This window comes from Malaciobacter canalis (genome assembly GCF_008000835.1).
Classification (GTDB): domain Bacteria; phylum Campylobacterota; class Campylobacteria; order Campylobacterales; family Arcobacteraceae; genus Malaciobacter; species Malaciobacter canalis.
The window spans coordinates 1,026,674-1,044,649 of record NZ_CP042812.1 but is presented as its reverse complement, the minus strand read 5'-3'; the positions used below and the strand labels follow the sequence as shown (position 1 = coordinate 1,044,649).

General features: G+C 25.1%; 13 protein-coding genes. 5 read left to right on the top strand and 8 right to left on the bottom strand.

Translation table 11 applies throughout. The features are described 5' to 3' along the window. The first annotated feature begins 2 nt into the window (after positions 1-2). Positions 3-872: an HlyD family secretion protein gene (locus ACAN_RS05305; protein ID WP_099334088.1), complete on the top strand. Its 870-nt coding sequence runs from the start codon at positions 3-5 to the stop codon at positions 870-872. A 57-nt stretch (positions 873-929) separates the two neighbouring features. On the opposite strand, the gene ACAN_RS05300 is transcribed toward ACAN_RS05305, so the two are convergent. The 7 genes from ACAN_RS05300 to htpG form a co-directional block, all read right to left on the bottom strand. Continuing rightward, positions 930-1,886, bottom strand: a complete 957-nt coding sequence (locus ACAN_RS05300) for a tetratricopeptide repeat protein (protein ID WP_099334087.1) — start codon at positions 1,884-1,886, stop codon at positions 930-932. A 75-nt stretch (positions 1,887-1,961) separates the two neighbouring features. Continuing rightward, the gene (locus ACAN_RS05295) at positions 1,962-2,786 is read right to left on the bottom strand and encodes a LysR family transcriptional regulator (protein ID WP_099334086.1); all 825 of its coding nucleotides are present in this window, start codon (positions 2,784-2,786) and stop codon (positions 1,962-1,964) included. Between the two features lie 12 nt (positions 2,787-2,798). Then, entirely contained in the window at positions 2,799-3,542 is a 744-nt protein-coding gene (locus ACAN_RS05290; protein ID WP_099334085.1) for a sulfite exporter TauE/SafE family protein, read from the bottom strand. 98 nt (positions 3,543-3,640) lie between these two features. Further along, on the bottom strand, positions 3,641-4,252 hold the full coding sequence (locus tag ACAN_RS05285; protein WP_099334084.1) for a Fic/DOC family protein: 612 nt from the start codon (positions 4,250-4,252) through the stop codon (positions 3,641-3,643). Continuing rightward, on the bottom strand, positions 4,227-4,379 hold the full coding sequence (locus tag ACAN_RS13960; protein ID WP_165773054.1) for a hypothetical protein: 153 nt from the start codon (positions 4,377-4,379) through the stop codon (positions 4,227-4,229). The genes ACAN_RS05285 and ACAN_RS13960 overlap by 26 nt, the downstream gene beginning before the upstream one ends. A 158-nt stretch (positions 4,380-4,537) precedes the next feature. Continuing rightward, on the bottom strand, positions 4,538-6,052 hold the full coding sequence (locus ACAN_RS05280) for a hypothetical protein (protein ID WP_099334083.1): 1,515 nt from the start codon (positions 6,050-6,052) through the stop codon (positions 4,538-4,540). 217 nt (positions 6,053-6,269) lie between these two features. Further along, a complete protein-coding gene (htpG, locus tag ACAN_RS05275; RefSeq protein ID WP_099334082.1) occupies positions 6,270-8,180 on the bottom strand; it encodes a molecular chaperone HtpG in 1,911 nt (636 codons plus the stop codon). Positions 8,181-8,429: 249 nt separating this feature from the next. On the opposite strand from htpG, the gene ACAN_RS05270 reads away from it, so the two are divergent. The 3 genes from ACAN_RS05270 (at position 8,430) to ciaB (ending at position 14,007) form a co-directional block, all read left to right on the top strand. After that, positions 8,430-11,642 carry an EAL domain-containing protein gene (locus ACAN_RS05270; protein WP_099334081.1) on the top strand — a complete coding sequence of 1,071 codons (3,213 nt, stop codon included), beginning with the start codon at positions 8,430-8,432 and terminating at the stop codon, positions 11,640-11,642. Positions 11,643-11,678: 36 nt separating this feature from the next. Next, positions 11,679-12,059, top strand: coding sequence for a DoxX family protein (locus tag ACAN_RS05265; RefSeq protein WP_099334080.1), 381 nt, complete (start codon positions 11,679-11,681; stop codon positions 12,057-12,059). A 64-nt stretch (positions 12,060-12,123) separates the two neighbouring features. Further along, the gene (gene ciaB, locus ACAN_RS05260; protein WP_099334079.1) at positions 12,124-14,007 is read left to right on the top strand and encodes an invasion protein CiaB; all 1,884 of its coding nucleotides are present in this window, start codon (positions 12,124-12,126) and stop codon (positions 14,005-14,007) included. A 36-nt stretch (positions 14,008-14,043) separates the two neighbouring features. Here ciaB and ACAN_RS05255 read toward each other — a convergent pair whose 3' ends face one another. Then, complete coding sequence (locus tag ACAN_RS05255; RefSeq protein ID WP_099334078.1) at positions 14,044-16,344, bottom strand: glutamine--tRNA ligase/YqeY domain fusion protein; 2,301 nt, start codon at positions 16,342-16,344, stop codon at positions 14,044-14,046. A 189-nt stretch (positions 16,345-16,533) separates the two neighbouring features. Between ACAN_RS05255 and ACAN_RS05250 the strand changes: the two genes are divergently transcribed. Then, positions 16,534-17,955 carry an SDR family oxidoreductase gene (locus tag ACAN_RS05250; protein WP_099334077.1) on the top strand — a complete coding sequence of 474 codons (1,422 nt, stop codon included), beginning with the start codon at positions 16,534-16,536 and terminating at the stop codon, positions 17,953-17,955. Positions 17,956-17,976 lie beyond the last annotated feature (21 nt).

Genomic DNA, 17,976 nt, shown 5'->3' with positions numbered 1-17,976 from the left:
AAATGCAAAAAAATAAAATCATTAAACTTATAAGATATACAATAACATTTACAATAGTTACAATTGCTATAATATTATCAATCACATTATGGCACAACTATGTTGATTCACCATGGACAAGAGATGGAAAAATAAGAGCAGATATTTCTCTTATAGCTCCTGATGTTTCAGGAATTGTTACAAAAGTATATGTAAAAGACAATCAATATGTAAAAAAGAATGATAAACTTTTTGAAATAGATAAAAAACGATTTGAAGCAAATGTTTTAAGACAACAATCACTTGTTCAAATAAAAAAAGCTAAGTATTTAAAGAAAAAAGCACAATACAATAAAAGAGTAAAAGCTAAGGACTCAATAATACCAAAAGATATAAAAGATAATGCAAAATATGATTTACTTATGGCAAAAGAAGAACTAAATGAAACAAAAGCAAAATTGGATTTATTAAAACTTGATATAAAAAGAAGTACAGTACTAGCTCCAACTTCAGGATGGGTTAATAACTTACTATTAAAAGAAGGTGATTTTATAAAAATAGGAGAGAGTCATCTATCTATTTTAAATGAAAATAGTTTTTGGGTATATGGATATTTTGAAGAAAATAAAATTTCTAAAATAAATATTGGAGATAGCTCAACTATGAATCCACTTGGAACAGATATCACATTAAAAGGACATGTTCAAAGTATTGCAAATGGTATCACAGATAGAGGAAATGAAGTAGGAAAAGGACTTTTAGCAAATGTAAATCCATCTTTTACTTGGGTTAGATTAGCACAAAGAATTCCTGTAAGAATTGCCATAGATAAAATACCTGAAAATTACACCCTAAGAGCTGGTACAACTTGCACTATTGAGATTAAAAATTAAATTATTTATGTTCAATATTTGAAAATATCAAAGATTGAACATAAAATCAATTACTACTTAAAAAGAGTTTGTATTGTACTTTTCTTTATCTTTTAAAACTTCAGCTGTTAAAACCATATCCTTAATAATTGCATCTTTTGTATTTGCAAATTTTTCTATGAACTTATCAGAAACTTCTATTAATTCTGCTTGTTGTCCCAATTCACCTAAAAGAAGTATTTTATTGTATAAAGCCAAAGCAACTTGAGATAGAAGCATTGGATTTATTTCATTTTCAAAGTTATTTATTATTTTATCATATGTTTCTAAAGCTTTAGAAATCTCATTTATATTACTTAAAAGGGAAGCTTTATTTACTAATGCTTTTGCTAGTAATTCTAAACTATTTTTATTGTTAATTTTATTGCATATTTCTATCAATCTATCAAATTTCACAATAGCTTTATCATTGTTTTCTAGTTTTTGATAAATAGAAGAAAGATTAAATAATGCACTAGCAACATCAAGTAAAACCTCTTCTTGTTCTGAGTTTTCAAAGTTTTTGATTAACTCTTCATAAACTAAAACAACATCTTCAAGTTTTCCCAACTCTTTTGTACAAATAGCTTTATTTAAATATGTTTTTGTCAATATTAACTCTATTTTTAAAGAAACATCAGATATAAAGTTTTCTAACAATTGATTATAACAAGACAATTCTTCTTCGTATTTTTTTTCTTTTGCTAGAATTATGGCTTTATTATATAATGCATAAGCAAAAATATATGAGATATTTTCATCTTGGGTTTTTGAAAAATTATCTATAATTTCATCTAAAGTTTCAAGAAGCTGTTTTTTTTGATCTAAAACTGTCAATACTCTTACCTTTGCCATAAGTGCATAAGCAACTTCAATATCAACTTCTTGTGCAACTTTTAAAAGTTCATAAGTTAAATCTAAAGCTTTTTCATACTCTTTATTATGAAATTTTGTATTAAATTCATCATATAGTTCTTTAAAATCTAATTGACTCAATTTATCTCCTAAATATTTTCTAATCTGTAAAATATAGTAGAGTCTATCTTAAAAGTTAATATATTTTTTAAATAATTATAAATCAAACTCAATATTTCTTAAATATTTTTCGATTATAGGTTTAAAATCTTTTCTACATATTAAATGTGTGTCAAGGTCAAAATCCATATTTGTAATTTTTAGTCTATTTGTATATCCAAATTTTTCAATTATTGGTCGTGAAAAAAGAGCAACACCATAACCAGCTTCAACACAAGATAATATCAATTCATAGTTTTCTAAATTTACTTTTTTATAACTGCTTTTTTTATTTTTTGAAAGATATTTATCTAAAAAGACTCTATTTAAACAACCATTTTTATATGCAAAAATAGTATTTTGAGCAGTTTTATCTTTTGATTGAACTAAAACTATATCCTCTTTTATAATATTTAAAACTTCTATTTCTTTATGATTTGGATTTCCATTTACAAAGGCAATATCAAGTTTATAATCTAATAGTTGCTCAATTAAATTTAAACTACTATCTACAACAAACTCTAAATTCATATCTTTAAAATCTTTGTTTAATTTTTTTTGAAAATCTATTAGTCTGATAGTTGTATTTGATTGAGTTGAACCTATTTTTAGTAGTTCATGATAATCAATATTTCTTATTTTTAAAGTTGCCTCTTCTACTTTTTTAACTATTTCAATAGCATAAGGATAGAGTTTTTCTCCCTCAAGAGTAAGAATAACACCTTTATTTGTTCGGTAAAATAAAGCATAACCTAAACTCTTTTCAAGTTGTTTAATTCTTAAAGTGACATTTGATTGAGTAAAGTTTAACTCTTTTGCTCCTAAAGATATACTTTTAGTATTTGCAACTGAAATAAATACTTTTAATAAATTTGAATCCATACTATAAAACCTTTATAAAAATAGAGTTTGATATACTAATGTTAGTGCTATAATAAATAGTAAAGCCTTTAATATTTTTGCATAAAACTTTGCATCAATTTTTCTTTTTATTTTTATACCCAAAAACATTCCTAAAGATACAATCACAATACTTAAAATAGATAGTTCAAAAGCTTCATTTGAGAAAGCACCCAAAGATATAAAAACTATAAGTTGCCCTATTTTAGTAAATAAAAAACACAAATTTGATAATTGAATTGTATCTTTTTTTGTATATTTTAACTCTAAAGTGTACATTATCATCAAAGGTGCAACTATATTTGTAAGACCTGAAATAACTCCACCAATTAAACCCAAACCATAAGTAGATGACATTGGATAAGAAGAGATAAATGTAGCTTCAATTTTTACAAAAGATTGTAAAAGATAAACAAATATAATAAAGGCAAGTAAAAGTTTGAAATAGTTTGAATTTGTATAAACTAAAAGAACAGTTCCTAAAGCACTTCCTATTACCATAAGTAAGATTATAAACCAAAACTTTTTTAAAGCCTCAAAAAACTTACCCTCACTTAAAATACTAATAATATTTACAAGCATAGTAGAAATAAGCATATAAGTAATTGTTGTTTGAATATCAGTAAATAAAGCAACCAAAGGAGTAGAAATCATCCCAAAACCAAAACCAATACTACCATGAACAAGTGAAGAAAAAAGAACAATCACCCCAAAAACAATTACAAAATAAATATCCATATGAGCACCTTTAATATTACATATAACTATGTGTAATACCAAAAGGCATTACTAAAGATTATATCAAAAGTTTATTAAAGGTGTTTTAAATATTTAATTTATGCTTTTTTAAGGCCATCTAAAATAATTCTTTTCATAAAAGTTTCATCAGCGTATTTTACACACTCTATTGATGCATTAATATATTCTTGGGATGTATAGTTTGAATAATCAATTGGTTGATAACCATTATAAACAACAATCATATCAAAAAATAATCTTGTTATTCTTCCATTCAATTCATAAAAAGGGTGAAGACAAATCAATTCTGATTTTATCAAAGCAATTTTTTCTGCAAAAATTTCTTTAGATATGAAACTACAATCTCTTAAGTAATTCTCTTTTTTCAACATATCAAAAATTTTTTTTGATTCATTTTTAACTGCTCGTCCAATACAAAAAGTTGAAGCACCTTTAAACATATCTTCTATTCGATAAACTCCAGCCCAGTCGTAAAGTGTTTCAAAAGTATTTTTGTGTAAATTAATAAAGTATAATTCATCAAAAACTGTATTTTCATTTAATTGTGAAATATAAAGTTCATATGCTTGTTTTAATAAAAGAGATTCTATTTCATGTAGTTCTAATGAGTTTTTTAAAGAGAGTTTATTTATCGGAATATCTGTACCATCATAGTAGATTTCACTATCTTTTTGATGATACTTTGACATTGTATTTTTCCATTAAAACTTTTGCTTTTACTTGCACTTCTTTAGATGGTTTTTTATATCCCTCAATTAAGCTTGAGTCTCTAACTGTTTTTGAAATTTGAGATTTACTTACTTTTGCAATAGTCATTTATAACTCCTATTTTGTAATTATATTTTATCTAATTTTTACAAAAAAGAAAAGCTTTTTATTTTTTATATATACTTTTAAAATCATTACTATAAAACTATCAATTTTTTACAATATCAAATGAAGAAATTTTTTATTAATTAATAGTACAAAGAATGTTAATTTGTATTTTTCTTATTTTCTTTTATCTCTAGTTCTATTCTTGATTTAACTTCATTAATCTTTTCTTTTTGTGAGTATTTTAAGTTATCAATCCATTTTATTAATTCTTTGTTACTCATCTTTTCAAAATTTTCATAGTTAATATTTTCATCTTTTAGATTAGCCATAATCTCACACTTGTTAATAATTTCATTAACTTTTAAATCTTTTGTTAAATTAACACTTCTTTGAGTATATTTTGATAAGTCTTTAATTTGAAGTCTTTTTAAAAAAGAACCATTTAATATTTGATTATTTATTAATATTGTATCTAACTTATAAGAATCAAATTTTTCATCTTCTTTAACAAAATTTAAATTATCTATAATTTCTTTACAATTTTTTAATTCTTTTTTATTCTTTACTAATTCTAATTCTTTAGATAAAAAAATATTTTTATTTTCTTCAATATCATAATAAAGAATAAATTTATTATCATAACCAACCATTAATTTATATTTATTATCTTTTTCAAGTATCCTATATTCTTCTTTAAATTTTAAATAGTCACCAATAGAAATATTTATATCATTCATTTTAATATTTCTATTATTTGGGATTTCTATTTTATATAATGTCAATACAGGTTGATAAATCATACTAATAAAAAAAGCTCCTATAGGTAATAATAATAAAAATGTATTTGAAATACTAAGTTCTACTAAAATTGAAAAAAAATTATTATATTTTTTTCTTACAAAATGTAAAAATAGAGAAAGTAGATGTATTGTAATAATTAAAGAAACTGTAGTACCTGCATAAATTAAGAACTGTGAAAAAATCAAAAAAAGATCAGTAAATATTTTCTGAAAAAGAATTGATACATTTACATCAATAAGAGATAAAGGAATTCCAGATAATTTAATCATCTCATAAATATAACTATTAATAACACTATAAGATAATAAAGAAAAAACACTTATAAAGACAATTAATTGCTTTATTGAATAAAAATAGAATTTGTTGGTATAGCTATTCAATAAAAAGTAAAATTTATAATTTACATAGAAATTTTGCATAGGTAAAGAAAAGAATGATACGAAATTTTCAGTATTATACAAACTTCTTTTTATATTATCAAAAGAATCATCTATATCATTTTTATCAATTTTACCACTTGAAAGTATAGATTTATTACTTTTATTATAGATGATGTAATATGCATTATTAGAAGTAAGTTTTTTTAATATTTCATCTTTTAATAAAAATAAATCTTTTATATAATTTTCTCTTCCACAATTAGAAAAATTCATTTCTTTTAATAAATATTTAGAATAAACTTGGAAAGTATTATAAGTGCCTTTTTTTTCAAAAAAAAATACACAATAAAAAGAATATAAAATTGAGCAATAACCAAGTATAAAAATAAGTTTAATATTAAGTGTTTCTTCACTAACAATGTAACCATTTTTAGCAAAAGTAGATAATATAAATAGAATAAATAAAATAAATAAATAATAAATTCTAAACATCAATAATAATCCTAATAAAATTATAAATTATATTTTATCAAATACCAATAATAAGCACCTTTAATTGTAGAAAATATTTTACTTATAATAATATTTTTAAAAGAGTTAGTTGTATGAAGATTCAAGGCGAAGTAAATTTTTGGCGATTGAGCATACTAAAGTATGTGATTGAGCCAAAAATTTACTTCAACGCAGAAGATTTATGCAAATAGCTCTTTTAAAGAGCTTTTGCTGTGATTCTTGATAATCTTTGAGCAAATGCTACCGCGTCAGTAATTTCCATACCTTCACTTAGTTTTGCTTGGTCTAGTAATACCCATGAAACATCATTGATTAAAGAGTCATCTGCACAACCATTTAGTTTTTTAACTATATCATGGTCTGGATTTATTTCTAAAATTGGTGCTGATTCTGGTACTTCTTGTCCCATTGCTTTCATCATTTGTGCCATTTGTGCCATTGGATCATTTGCATCTTTAACTACACAAGATGGAGAATCAGAAAGTCTATTTGTAACTTTAACTTCTTTTACAGATTCACCTAAAATATCTTTGATTTTTTTAGTTATATCTTGGAATTTCTCTTCTACTTCTTTTTTCTCTTCTTCTGTTTGCTCTACTTTTGGAGGTTCAACAGAAGTAATATCTTTAAATTCCCACTCTTGATATGCACCTAAAGTTGGTGTGATAATCTCATCTATTTCTTTATCATCACAAATTAAAACTTCGATATCATTTTTCTTATAACTTTCCAATAATGGAGAGTTTCTTAATACTTTTTCATTCTCACCTACAATATAGTAAATTGCTTTTTGCTCAGTATTAGCTCTATCTTTATAAGCTGCTAATGAAGTTAATTTACCATTTTCAGTTTTTGTAGATTTGTATCTAATTAAATCTAAGATTAAATCTTTATTTGTAAAGTCTTGGTAAGCACCCTCTTTTAAAGGTCTATTATATTGAGAAATAAACTCTTCATATTTCTCTTCATCTTTAGCAAGTTTTTTAATCTCATTTAAGATTTTTTTAACTGAACCTTGTTTGATATTTGCTAAGATTCTATTTTCTTGTAAAATTTCTCTACTAACATTTAATGGTAAATCTTCACTATCAATAATACCTCTTACAAATCTTAAGTAAGTTGGTAATAACTCTTTTTCATCATCAGTAATGAATACTCTTTTAACATAAAGCTTAACTCCTGGTTGATAATCAGCTCTATAAAGATCCATTGGAGCAGTTTTTGGAATATAAAAAAGTGTTGTATATTCGTTTACACCCTCTGCTTTTGTATGAATAGTACATAAAGGATCTTGAGAATCATGAGAAATTGATTTATAAAACTCATTATAATCTTCTTGTTTTAGACTAGATTTTGGCTGTGTCCAAAGTGCTGTTGCTTCATTGATTTTTTCATGTCTATTTTCAATAGTTTTTTTAGCTTCTTTTCCAGCTTTTTTATCCTCTTCACTTAACTCTTCTTCTACTTCTTCTTGGTAGTTTAAGTAAATTGGATATGCAATATGATTTGAATATTTTCCAATAATATTTTTAATTCTTTCTTTAACTGCAAATTCAGATGCTTCTTCATCTTTTAATTTTATATAAATAACTGTTCCATTTGTCTCTTTTGTAACAGGAATTATTTCAAATTCACCAGTTCCAGTTGAAGACCATTTATAAGCAGTCTCTTCACCAGCTTTTTTTGAAATAACATCAACATTTGAAGCTACCATAAATACAGAATAAAACCCTACTCCAAATTGTCCAATTAAATTACTATCTTTTTTTGCATCACCTGTTAATGCTTCTACAAATGATTTTGTTCCAGATTTAGCAATAGTACCAATTGAAGAGATTAACTCTTCTTCATTCATACCAATACCATTATCAACTATTGTGATAGATTTATCTTCTTCATCAAAAGAGATATTAATCTCTCCTGACCAGTCCTCACCAATAGATTTTTTCATATTATCATCTGTTAATTTTAAATAATTTAATTTATCAATTGCATCACTTGAATTTGATACAAGCTCTCTTATAAAAATCTCTTTATTTGAATATAAAGAGTGAGTCATTAAGTGTAGTAATTGTCCTACTTCTGTTTGAAATTGATGTTTTGCCATTAATTATTCTCCTTAATTTTAGGAAATGGACAAATTGCAAAAAGCAATATGCACCATAATTTCTCCTATATATTTTATAAATTTTACAGAAGAATTTTAGCACAACTTTATAAAAGTTGGCTAAAGTTTTTATTTTATTTAGCACTTTTACAAGACAAGTGCCAACAAAGACTTTTTTTAGACTTAAGTTGCAACTTAAAACTTTTCCTGTATTATAAAATGACAATAAAATTACAAAAGAGTTGATAAATGAAAAGTAAAACACTTTATAAAATGATTCTGATTATTTTGATTCCTACAGTAGGAATGATTTTTTTTAGTAGTATCTATATTTATAACAAATATAAAACTTTAGATAGGCTTGATACTATTAATCTACATATAAATTATGTACTTAACGCAGAGTTTTTATTAAATAATTTACAAAAAGAGAGAGGTATGTCAGCTGGGTATATTGGTTCACTTGGTAAAAAATTTAAAGAAGATTTACTTTTTCAAAGAAAACAAACAGATAAATCAAAAAAGTTTTTTAATGATTTTATATTAGGATATGATTTTAACTCTCAAAAAGAAAAAAGCCATATCAAAAAAATTCAAAATGAACTTTTCAAATTAGAAAAACTAAGAAGTAAAGTTTTAAAACTTGATATAGATTTGACAAATGAATTAAAAAGTTATAATCAAATGACAAATGCGATAATTGATTCAATTACTATTTTATTAACAAGTAATGTAAATAACAACATAAGCAATAAACTTCTTGCAACGCTTTATCTTATTAATACAAAAGAGTATGCGGGATTAGAAAGAGCCATCTTATCAAACAGTTTTTCTAAAAAATATTTAGAAAAAGATGATTTTACAAAAATTATAAAATTAATATCTTTACAAAATAATAATATAAAAAATTTTAAAAATGTTATAAGTATTCAGGAGTTAAACTTTTTTTATACTACTTTTAATTCAAAACTCATTGAAGATGTTTTAAGTTATAGAGAAAAGATTTATAAACTTGACAATAGCAAAACTTTAGATGTAGATGCAAAAAATTGGTGGGATATTTCAACTAAAAGAATTGATGCATTAGGAACTACAATTGAGTATTTTATGAAAGCTGTTTTAAAAGAGGCAAAACAGTTAAAAACTTACACAATAAATAGTTTAATATATAGTTTTATACTTTGGCTTATTGGTATATTTGCTTCAATATTCTCTATTTTTGCACTAAGAAAAATAACAAAACAAGAAAACCAAAACTTAAAAAGTTTAAAAAAACAGAAAAAAATCTATAATATTTTAAATAATGCAAATGAATTAATAATTTACAATTATACAATGGAAGAGGTTTTAAATAAAGCTTGTAGCTTTGCTACAAAAGAGTTAGACTTATCTCTTAGTTTTATTTGCTTATTAAATAAGCAAGATAGATTGCAAATAGTTGAATCAAGTGGTAAAAATAAAAATATTTTATCAAAACTTGAAATTAATAACAAAAATAAAATCTACAAAAAGTCTTTAATTGAGAGAAAAAATCTAATTGTAAATAATACTAAAGAAAATAAATCTTCTCTTGATTTAACAACAGAAAAATTAAATGAAATTAATTCAATTGCAGTTTATCCTTTATATAAAAAAGACAAAAGCATGGGTATTATGGCTTTTTGTTCTAAAGATATAGATTTTTTTGATGAAGAGATTGTTACCATATTTGATAAAATGACAAATGACTTATCTTATGGTTTAGAAAAAGAAGAGAATGAAAAATTAAGATTAGAGTATGAAGAAGAGATAAAACTTGCTTCTTACTCATTTGATTCACATGAAGCTATGGCAATTACAGATGCAAATGCAAATATCATAAAAGTAAATAGCTCTTTTACCAAAATAACAGGATACACAAATAGTGAAGCAATAGGAAATAATCCAAAAATATTAAAATCTGGAAAACATAGCAAAGAGTTCTATGAAAAACTTTGGAATGATATTTTAAATTATGGTTCTTGGAGTGGAGAGATTTACAATAAAAGAAAAAATGGTGAGATTTATCCTGAAAGAGCAACAATTACAGCAATTAAAAACAATATGGGAGAAACTACTCATTTTATTGCACAATTTTTTGATATTACTGAAATAAAAAGAAGTCAAGAAAGACTTATTCATCAAATACAAACAGATAGTCTTACAGGATTGTATAATAGAACTATCTTAAATGAAAAACTAAATCAAGCAATTGCACTTGCAACTAGACACAAAATATTTGGTGGTGTTATTTTTATTGATTTAGATAACTTTAAATATATAAATGATTCATTAGGACATGATGTAGGAGATTTATTCTTAATAGAAATAGCAAAAAGAATAAAAGGATGTTCAAGAGTTGATGATATTGTTATAAGACTTGGAGGAGATGAGTTTGTAATATTGGTACAAAATATTAGCATGCAAAAAGAAGAAGCAATTATTAAAATAGAAAAATTTGCAAATAAAATATTAAATTCACTAGATAATCCAATAAAAATTGATAAGCATAAATTAACTACCACAAGTAGTATTGGAGTTGCACTCTTTCCTGAAAATAATAAAAACTCAATCGATATTATAAAAAATGCAGATGCAGCAATGTACTTATCAAAAGAACAAGGTAAAAATAGAGTTATGTTTTATCATGAAGATTTGGATAAAAAAACAAGAAACTATTTAAGAATAGAAAATGAATTAAGAGAGGCTATAAAAGAGAATCAATTTGAGTTATATTATCAAAAAAAATATGATTATGAAAAGAAAAAAGTTTTAGGATTTGAAGCTCTTATTAGATGGAATCATCCAACAAAAAAAATCTTATACCCAGACAATTTTTTAGATGTTGCCAAAAAATCTGATTTGATTATTCAAATTGGAAAATGGGTTTTAAAAACAGTAATTAATCAAATAAGTGATTGGAAAAAACAAAACATAGATTTAGATGATATAAAAGTATCAATAAATATATCATTATTGGAGTTTTCTCATCCAGAGTTTTTAAATAGTGTAAGAAAAATAATTAAAGAATCAAATTTTGATACAAAATATCTAGAGTTTGAAATAGATGAAGCATCGATTTTCAAAGATTTAAATCTTGCAATCAAAAGAATAAGTCAATTAAAAGAGTTAGGTATTTCTTGTAGTATTGATGGCTTTGGAGTGGGATATTCTTCACTTAATTCAATTTCTAAAATTCCCGTTGATACAATAAAATTAAATAAAGACTTTCTAAGACAAAAAGATGTTTTAGTAAATGATTCTATAATAAACATGGTAATAGAAATTGCACAAAAACTAAATCTTAAACTTATAATTGAAGGAGTAGAAAAAAAAGAAGAGATTGATTATCTTATTGAAAAAAATAGCTATTTATATCAAGGTTACTATTTTAGTAAACCGCTTAAAGCAAAAGATGCAATTTTTTTACTAAATAAAAAATAAAGATAATTTGCATATACTTATGCAAAGGATTTTTAGATGAAAAGAAAAATTTATATTGTATCAACACTTATTATTGTAATATTAATAGGTTTTGTAGGTGGGGCAGTTGATATTTTACTATCTGATTCAGTTATAAAGATTGCAAATGATTTAGGTTATCCTTTATACTTTTTTACTGCACTTGGTGTACTTAAAATAGTTGGAGGCGCAATGCTTTTATTACCTAAAAAACTTGATAGAATTAGAGATTTTGCTTATGCTGGATTTGCACTTGATTTTCTATTTGCTTCATATTCACACTATAGCTCAGGAAGTAATATAGAAGAGGTTATTATACCTTTCGTATTTTTAGTTATTTTAGCTATCTCATTCTCTTTAAAAAATAAAACAACACTATTTAAAAGTAGTGAGATTTAGAATATTTTCTAAATCTTTACTTACTAAAATCTAATGCAATGCAATAAATAAAAAAAGGATTGAAATGAATGAAACTCAATTTTTAAAAGATGTAGAAAATATATATCAATTTTTAGAAAATGAAAAAAACAATACAAATAAACTTATAACATATCTTGAAAATAAAGAGTTTGATAAACTAACTATTATTGATGAGTTTGCTCAAAGTTTAGGTTTAAAACTTGATGAGAATCTAAGATTTGCACTTATTACAAGACTTGTAAATTTAAGAGATGATTCACTAGTTCAAGTTTTAAAAAGATTAGAAAAAGATGAAAAAGAGATTATTGCTTTACAAGAAAAAGCATATCTTTTTGTAAAAGAGTTTTGGGAAAATAAACATTTAAAACTAATAAATCATATTGAAGATAACAACTTATTAACACCATTTTACAAAGAAATTTTCAATGGAGTTTATAGTGTTGGTAAAGCTATGAGTAAATGGCAAAGTTCATGGACAGCTCTTATTATTAATAAAACAAATAAAGAACTACTTGAAAAGTTTGATGGAAATGAAACTAAAGTATTTGAATACTTAGAAAAAGAAAACTTATTTGACTTAGGACATGGACAAGAAATTGCTGATAGATGCTACTCTGCATTAGTAAAAGATAAAGACAAATACAAATCTCAAGCTTATATAAAAGCTTTTAAAAAAGAGGTAACTGATGTAGTTGATGCTTTAGAGAACTTTGCAGATAGATTAATTGAACTTGAGGATGAAATATATAATCAAAAATGGGATTATGTTTTATATATTCAAGCACTAATTAAAGCATTTAGTGAAGATAATGTAAACAAATTAGTTGAAAAATGGGCAGATGTAGATAGAGCTTGGATGAAAATAACAACACCAATTCAAATAGGACATCCACTTGAATATTATGAAGACCACTTTAGAAAAGCAGTTGCATTAGAGTGGGATATAAGACTTACAAACCCTAGTTTTGCAAAAAATGAAAAAAGAGTAAATAAGATTAAATTTGCTTTTGAAAAAATATATAATAGTTTTGAAAAAAATAAAAATTATGAACATATTTACAACTTCTCTTTAAAATCTCTTGATAAAGTACAATTATATATTGGAAGACCTGCTTTATTTTTTGGAGCTGGATTCAATGGTTTATTTTCAGCACAAGTTGTACCAAATGATGAAATAGTATCAAAAGAAGAAGGTAAAAAGATTTTTGCATTTTCTGATGAAATATTACAAATTTCAAGAGCAAAACCATTTTTAAAATTAGCTCGTGAAATTTTTGGACAAGAGCTACTAACTAAAGATAGAGAGTTTTTATTTAATGAGACTGCAAAATGGCATCAAGTTTATGATATTAGTACAATTGGACATGAGTTTGGTCATATTTTATGGTGTGATGATGAAACAGAAGCAGTTATGAATAAAACAGGAAACTTTAAAAATATAGAAGAATTTAAAGCTACTACTGGTGGACTTATTTCATTTTTTTGTGATGAAGATGATGATGAAAAAGAGCTTGAAGAACAAGTTCTAATTGATTTAGTAAAAAGAGCTATTGGATTAATTGCATGGATGGAAGTTGATGAAGTACAACCATACTATTGTGAGGGATTAATTCACTTAAATGCTTTATTTGATACAAAAATCTTAGATTTTAAAGATGAAACTTTAAGTATTGATTTAAATTCAAAAAAGATTGAAGAACTTAAAAAATGGTATATTACAATATATACAAACCTTGCAAAACACTATTTAGATAAAAAAGATGCAACTATATTTTTAAATCAATTTGCAACAAAAGAAGGAAAGTATTTTATGCCTGTAAATGAGAAAATAAACTCATTTGTAAAATACTATTTTGAAAGATATAAAGCAATTGGTCAAGAATTAGATACAGAAGATAAAAAAGCAAACTACATAAAAAAAGGCTAGTTAAAAAACTAGCCTTTAAATAAATAGCAATTTACTTTATGATTGTAGTTTTTTAGCTACAAGTTCATTTACTACTTTTGGATTTGCTTTTCCTAAAGTAGCTTTTAAAACTTGTCCTACAAAAAATCCTAAAAGTTTACTATTTCCATCTTTGAATTTTTGTACATTTTGTGGATTATTTTCTATAACCTCATCAATTATTGGTAAAATAATAGCTGTATCACTTATTTGAATTAATCCTTTATCTTCAACTATTTGTTTTGGCTCTTCACCTGTTTGGCTCATTTGTTCAAATACTTGTTTTGCTATTTTTGTTGAAATAGTTTCATCATCTACCATTTTAACTAATTGAACAATATGTTTTTCTTTGAACTTTAATTCATCTATTGATTTGTCTTTTAACTGCTTTGCTACATCATTTGCTACATAATTAGCTAAAATACTTATTTGAGGAAGTATTTGCATACTTGCTTGATTATATGTAGAAGTAAGTTCTTTATATGCATTTTCAAAAAATGATGAAAGTTTCTCATCTCTTGCTAAAATATTAGATACTTCATTATTTAACTTAAATTTTAAATTATATTTTTCAAATAATATCTTTTGTTCATCTGTCATAGGTTCTGCTTCACCGTGAACTTGTACTTTATTTAGTTCTTGTTTTGACTCTTTTGGTGTCTCTTTTACTTTTTTATTCTTTTTAGCCCATGAATCTTTTAAAGAAACGATTTTATTAAATACTGGTGTTTCATCACTATAATCAATTGGATCTTTATAAAAATAACCTTGTCTTTCAAACTGAAATCTTTCATCTATATTATCATCAATTACAGCTGGTTCTACAAAAGCATCTTTTATAATCTTTAATGACTCAGGATTTAAATCTTCTAAGCCCTCAGGAGATTCACTTTTATACAATCTATCATAAAGTCTTACTTCAACTTTTTTTGCTTCTTTTGCACTTATCCATTGAATAGCACTTTTTACTTTTATGCCACTTGTATCGCTTCCACTTTTTGAGTTAGGATAATATTCTGCTTTAATCTCTGTTATATTTCCATTTGAGTCTTTGATTACTTCCTTACAAGAGATAATATATCCATGTCTTAATCTAACTGGTTGATCTAAAGTAAGTCTATAATAACCTTTTGGTGGATTTTCACAAAAATCTTCTCTTTCTATATAAAGTTCTTTAGAAAAAGGTATTTTTCTAGAACCCTCTTTTGGTACATCATGGGGATAATAAGAAGCTTCAATTATCTCTTTATCTTTTTCATAATTTTCTATAGTTACTTTAAGTGGGTCAAGAACACACATAACTCTTGGAACTTTTTGATTTAAATCATCTCTTATACAAAACTCTAATTGAGCAACATCAACCATAGAGTTTGCTTTTGCAATACCAATTTGCTCACAAAAATTTAAAATAGATTCAGGTGTATATCCTCTTCTTTTATATCCTGCTATTGTTGGCATTCTTGGATCATCCCAACCACTAACATATTTACCCTCAACTAATTCAAGAAGTTTTCTTTTACTCATAACTGTATAATTCACACCTAATCTTGCAAACTCATATTGATATGGTCTTGGTGGTTCTAGTTTTAATGTATCTAATACCCAATCATAAATATCTCTGTTGTTTTCAAATTCAAGTGTACAAATCGAGTGAGAAACACCCTCAATATAATCAGATAAACAGTGTGCAAAATCATACATTGGATAGATACACCATTCATTAGCTGTTCTAAAGTGATGAGCATGTCTAATTCTATATAATAAAGGATCTCTTAGTTTCATATTTGCAGCACTCATATCAATCTTTGCTCTTAATACATGTTCACCATTTTTAAACTCACCATTTTTCATCTTTTCAAAAAGTTCTAAGTTTTCTTCAACAGTTCTATTTGCGTATTTACTTCTTTGTCCTGCTTTAGTAACTGTTCCTCTAAACTCTTTCATCTCTTCTTCGCTTATACTATCAACATAAGCTTTACCCATTTTGATAAGCTTTACTGCATATTCATAAAGTTTAGGAAAATAATCAGATGTAAAGTGTACCTTTTCATCCCATTCAAAGCCAAGCCATTTAACAGCATCTTTCAATGCATTTACATATTTTGTATCTTCTGTTGTTGGATTTGTATCATCCATTCTTAAATTACAATGACCATCATAATCTTTTGCAATACCAAAATTTATACAAATAGATTTAGCGTGTCCAATATGAGGAAAACCATTTGGCTCAGGAGGAAATCTAGTAACTACTTCTTTGTATTTGCCTTTTTTTAAATCCTCTTCAACTATTGCACGTAAGAAATCTTTATTTTCATTCATTATTATTAAGCCTTTTTATTTTAAAACTTTTCTTTTTTGGTTTGCATTTTATCTAATTTGAGCTTATAGCATCATAGCAATATTAGTTAAAATCATTCATCTAAATAAAACATATTCATTGTATAAAAACAACATACCAAATAACATTTTAAAATGATACAATAAATATAACAAGAAAGGATATACACTATGAAAGTATTACTTACAGGCTCAACTGGATATATAGGAAGAAGACTAAAACAAAAGCTAAAGGAAAATAAAAATATTTCACTTAGATTATTTGTAAGAAACAAAAAAAGCTTATCTTCTAATATTGAAAAAGATATCGAAGTTTTTGAGGGTGATACATTTAATAAAGAGAGTTTAAAAAAAGCACTAAGTGGTGTTGATACTGCTTATTATTTAATTCACTCTTTAAATAGAACTGATTACAAAAACTTAGATAAAATTTCAGCACAAAATTTTATAGAAGTTGCAAAAGAGTGTAATGTAAAAAGAGTAATATATCTTGGTGGGCTGGGAGTTAAAAATAGTGATACAAGTGAACACTTACTTAGTAGATTAGAAACAGGAGAAGTTTTAAGTAATCAAAAAGATGTTCAAACGATTTGGATTCGAGCAGGTGTTATCATAGGTTCTGGAAGTACAAGTTTTGAAATAATTAGAAATCTAACAGAAAAACTTCCTGTTATGACTACACCAAAATGGGTATTAACAAAAGCTCAGCCAATTGCAGTTGATGATGTATTAGAATATTTAGAAAAATCACTATTTTTAGAAGAAAAAGAAAACTTAATAGTTGATATTGGAGCTGAACAATTGACATATAAACAAATGATGCTTCAAACAGCAAAAGCTTTAGGCTTAAAAAGATATATAATACCACTTCCATTTTTAACAATTAATTTATCATCTTATTGGCTTAATTTATTCACTCCTGTTCCTTTTAAAGTTGCAAAAGCATTAATTGAGGGTTTAAAATCAGAAGTTGTAATACAAAATGACAATGCAAAGAAGTACTTCAAAGATATAACTCCTATGCCTTTTATAGATGCAGTAAAAAAGGCTGTTAAAGAAATAGAGACAAACCAAGTAATTAGTAGATGGAGTGATAATGCAGGAAAAATTTGGGAAAAAGATCATACAAAAGAGATAGCAGATGCAATTTTTATTGATAGAAAAGAGATTGATATTTCAGATATTTCTAAAAGTAAAGTTTATAAAAGCTTTATTAGTATTGGAGGTAAACAAGGTTGGTTTGATTATGACTTTTTATGGGAATTAAGAGGGGTAATTGATAAAATCATTGGAGGAGTTGGATTAAAAAGAGGAAGAAGAAGCCAAGATGAATTAAGAGTTGGAGAAAGTTTAGATTTTTGGAAAGTAGTTGATATTAAAGAAAACGAAAGACTACTTTTATTTGCACAAATGAAAATTCCAGGTAGTGCTTGGCTTGAGTTTAAAATAAAAGATGAGAAACTTATCCAATCAGCATATTTTTATCCCAAAGGGGTTTTAGGTAGAGCTTATTGGTATACTCTTATTCCTTTACACTATTTTGTTTTTAATAATATGATTACAAATATTGTAAAAAGAGCAAAAAAAAGCTAAACAAAAAGAAATATTAAATTT

Bases quoted from the DNA above. Each gene is read 5' to 3' on its own strand.
- ACAN_RS05255 (WP_099334078.1), bottom strand. From the start codon at position 16,344: ATGAATGAAAATAAAGATTTCTTACGTGCAATAGTTGAAGAGGATTTA.
- ACAN_RS13960 (WP_165773054.1), bottom strand. From the start codon at position 4,379: ATGACTATTGCAAAAGTAAGTAAATCTCAAATTTCAAAAACAGTTAGA.
- htpG (WP_099334082.1), bottom strand. From the start codon at position 8,180: ATGGCAAAACATCAATTTCAAACAGAAGTAGGACAATTACTACACTTA.
- ACAN_RS05295 (WP_099334086.1), bottom strand. From the start codon at position 2,786: ATGGATTCAAATTTATTAAAAGTATTTATTTCAGTTGCAAATACTAAA.
- ACAN_RS05270 (WP_099334081.1), top strand. From the start codon at position 8,430: ATGAAAAGTAAAACACTTTATAAAATGATTCTGATTATTTTGATTCCT.
- ACAN_RS05250 (WP_099334077.1), top strand. From the start codon at position 16,534: ATGAAAGTATTACTTACAGGCTCAACTGGATATATAGGAAGAAGACTA.
- ACAN_RS05305 (WP_099334088.1), top strand. From the start codon at position 3: ATGCAAAAAAATAAAATCATTAAACTTATAAGATATACAATAACATTT.
- ACAN_RS05285 (WP_099334084.1), bottom strand. From the start codon at position 4,252: ATGTCAAAGTATCATCAAAAAGATAGTGAAATCTACTATGATGGTACA.
- ACAN_RS05265 (WP_099334080.1), top strand. From the start codon at position 11,679: ATGAAAAGAAAAATTTATATTGTATCAACACTTATTATTGTAATATTA.
- ACAN_RS05280 (WP_099334083.1), bottom strand. From the start codon at position 6,052: ATGTTTAGAATTTATTATTTATTTATTTTATTTATTCTATTTATATTA.
- ciaB (WP_099334079.1), top strand. From the start codon at position 12,124: ATGAATGAAACTCAATTTTTAAAAGATGTAGAAAATATATATCAATTT.
- ACAN_RS05290 (WP_099334085.1), bottom strand. From the start codon at position 3,542: ATGGATATTTATTTTGTAATTGTTTTTGGGGTGATTGTTCTTTTTTCT.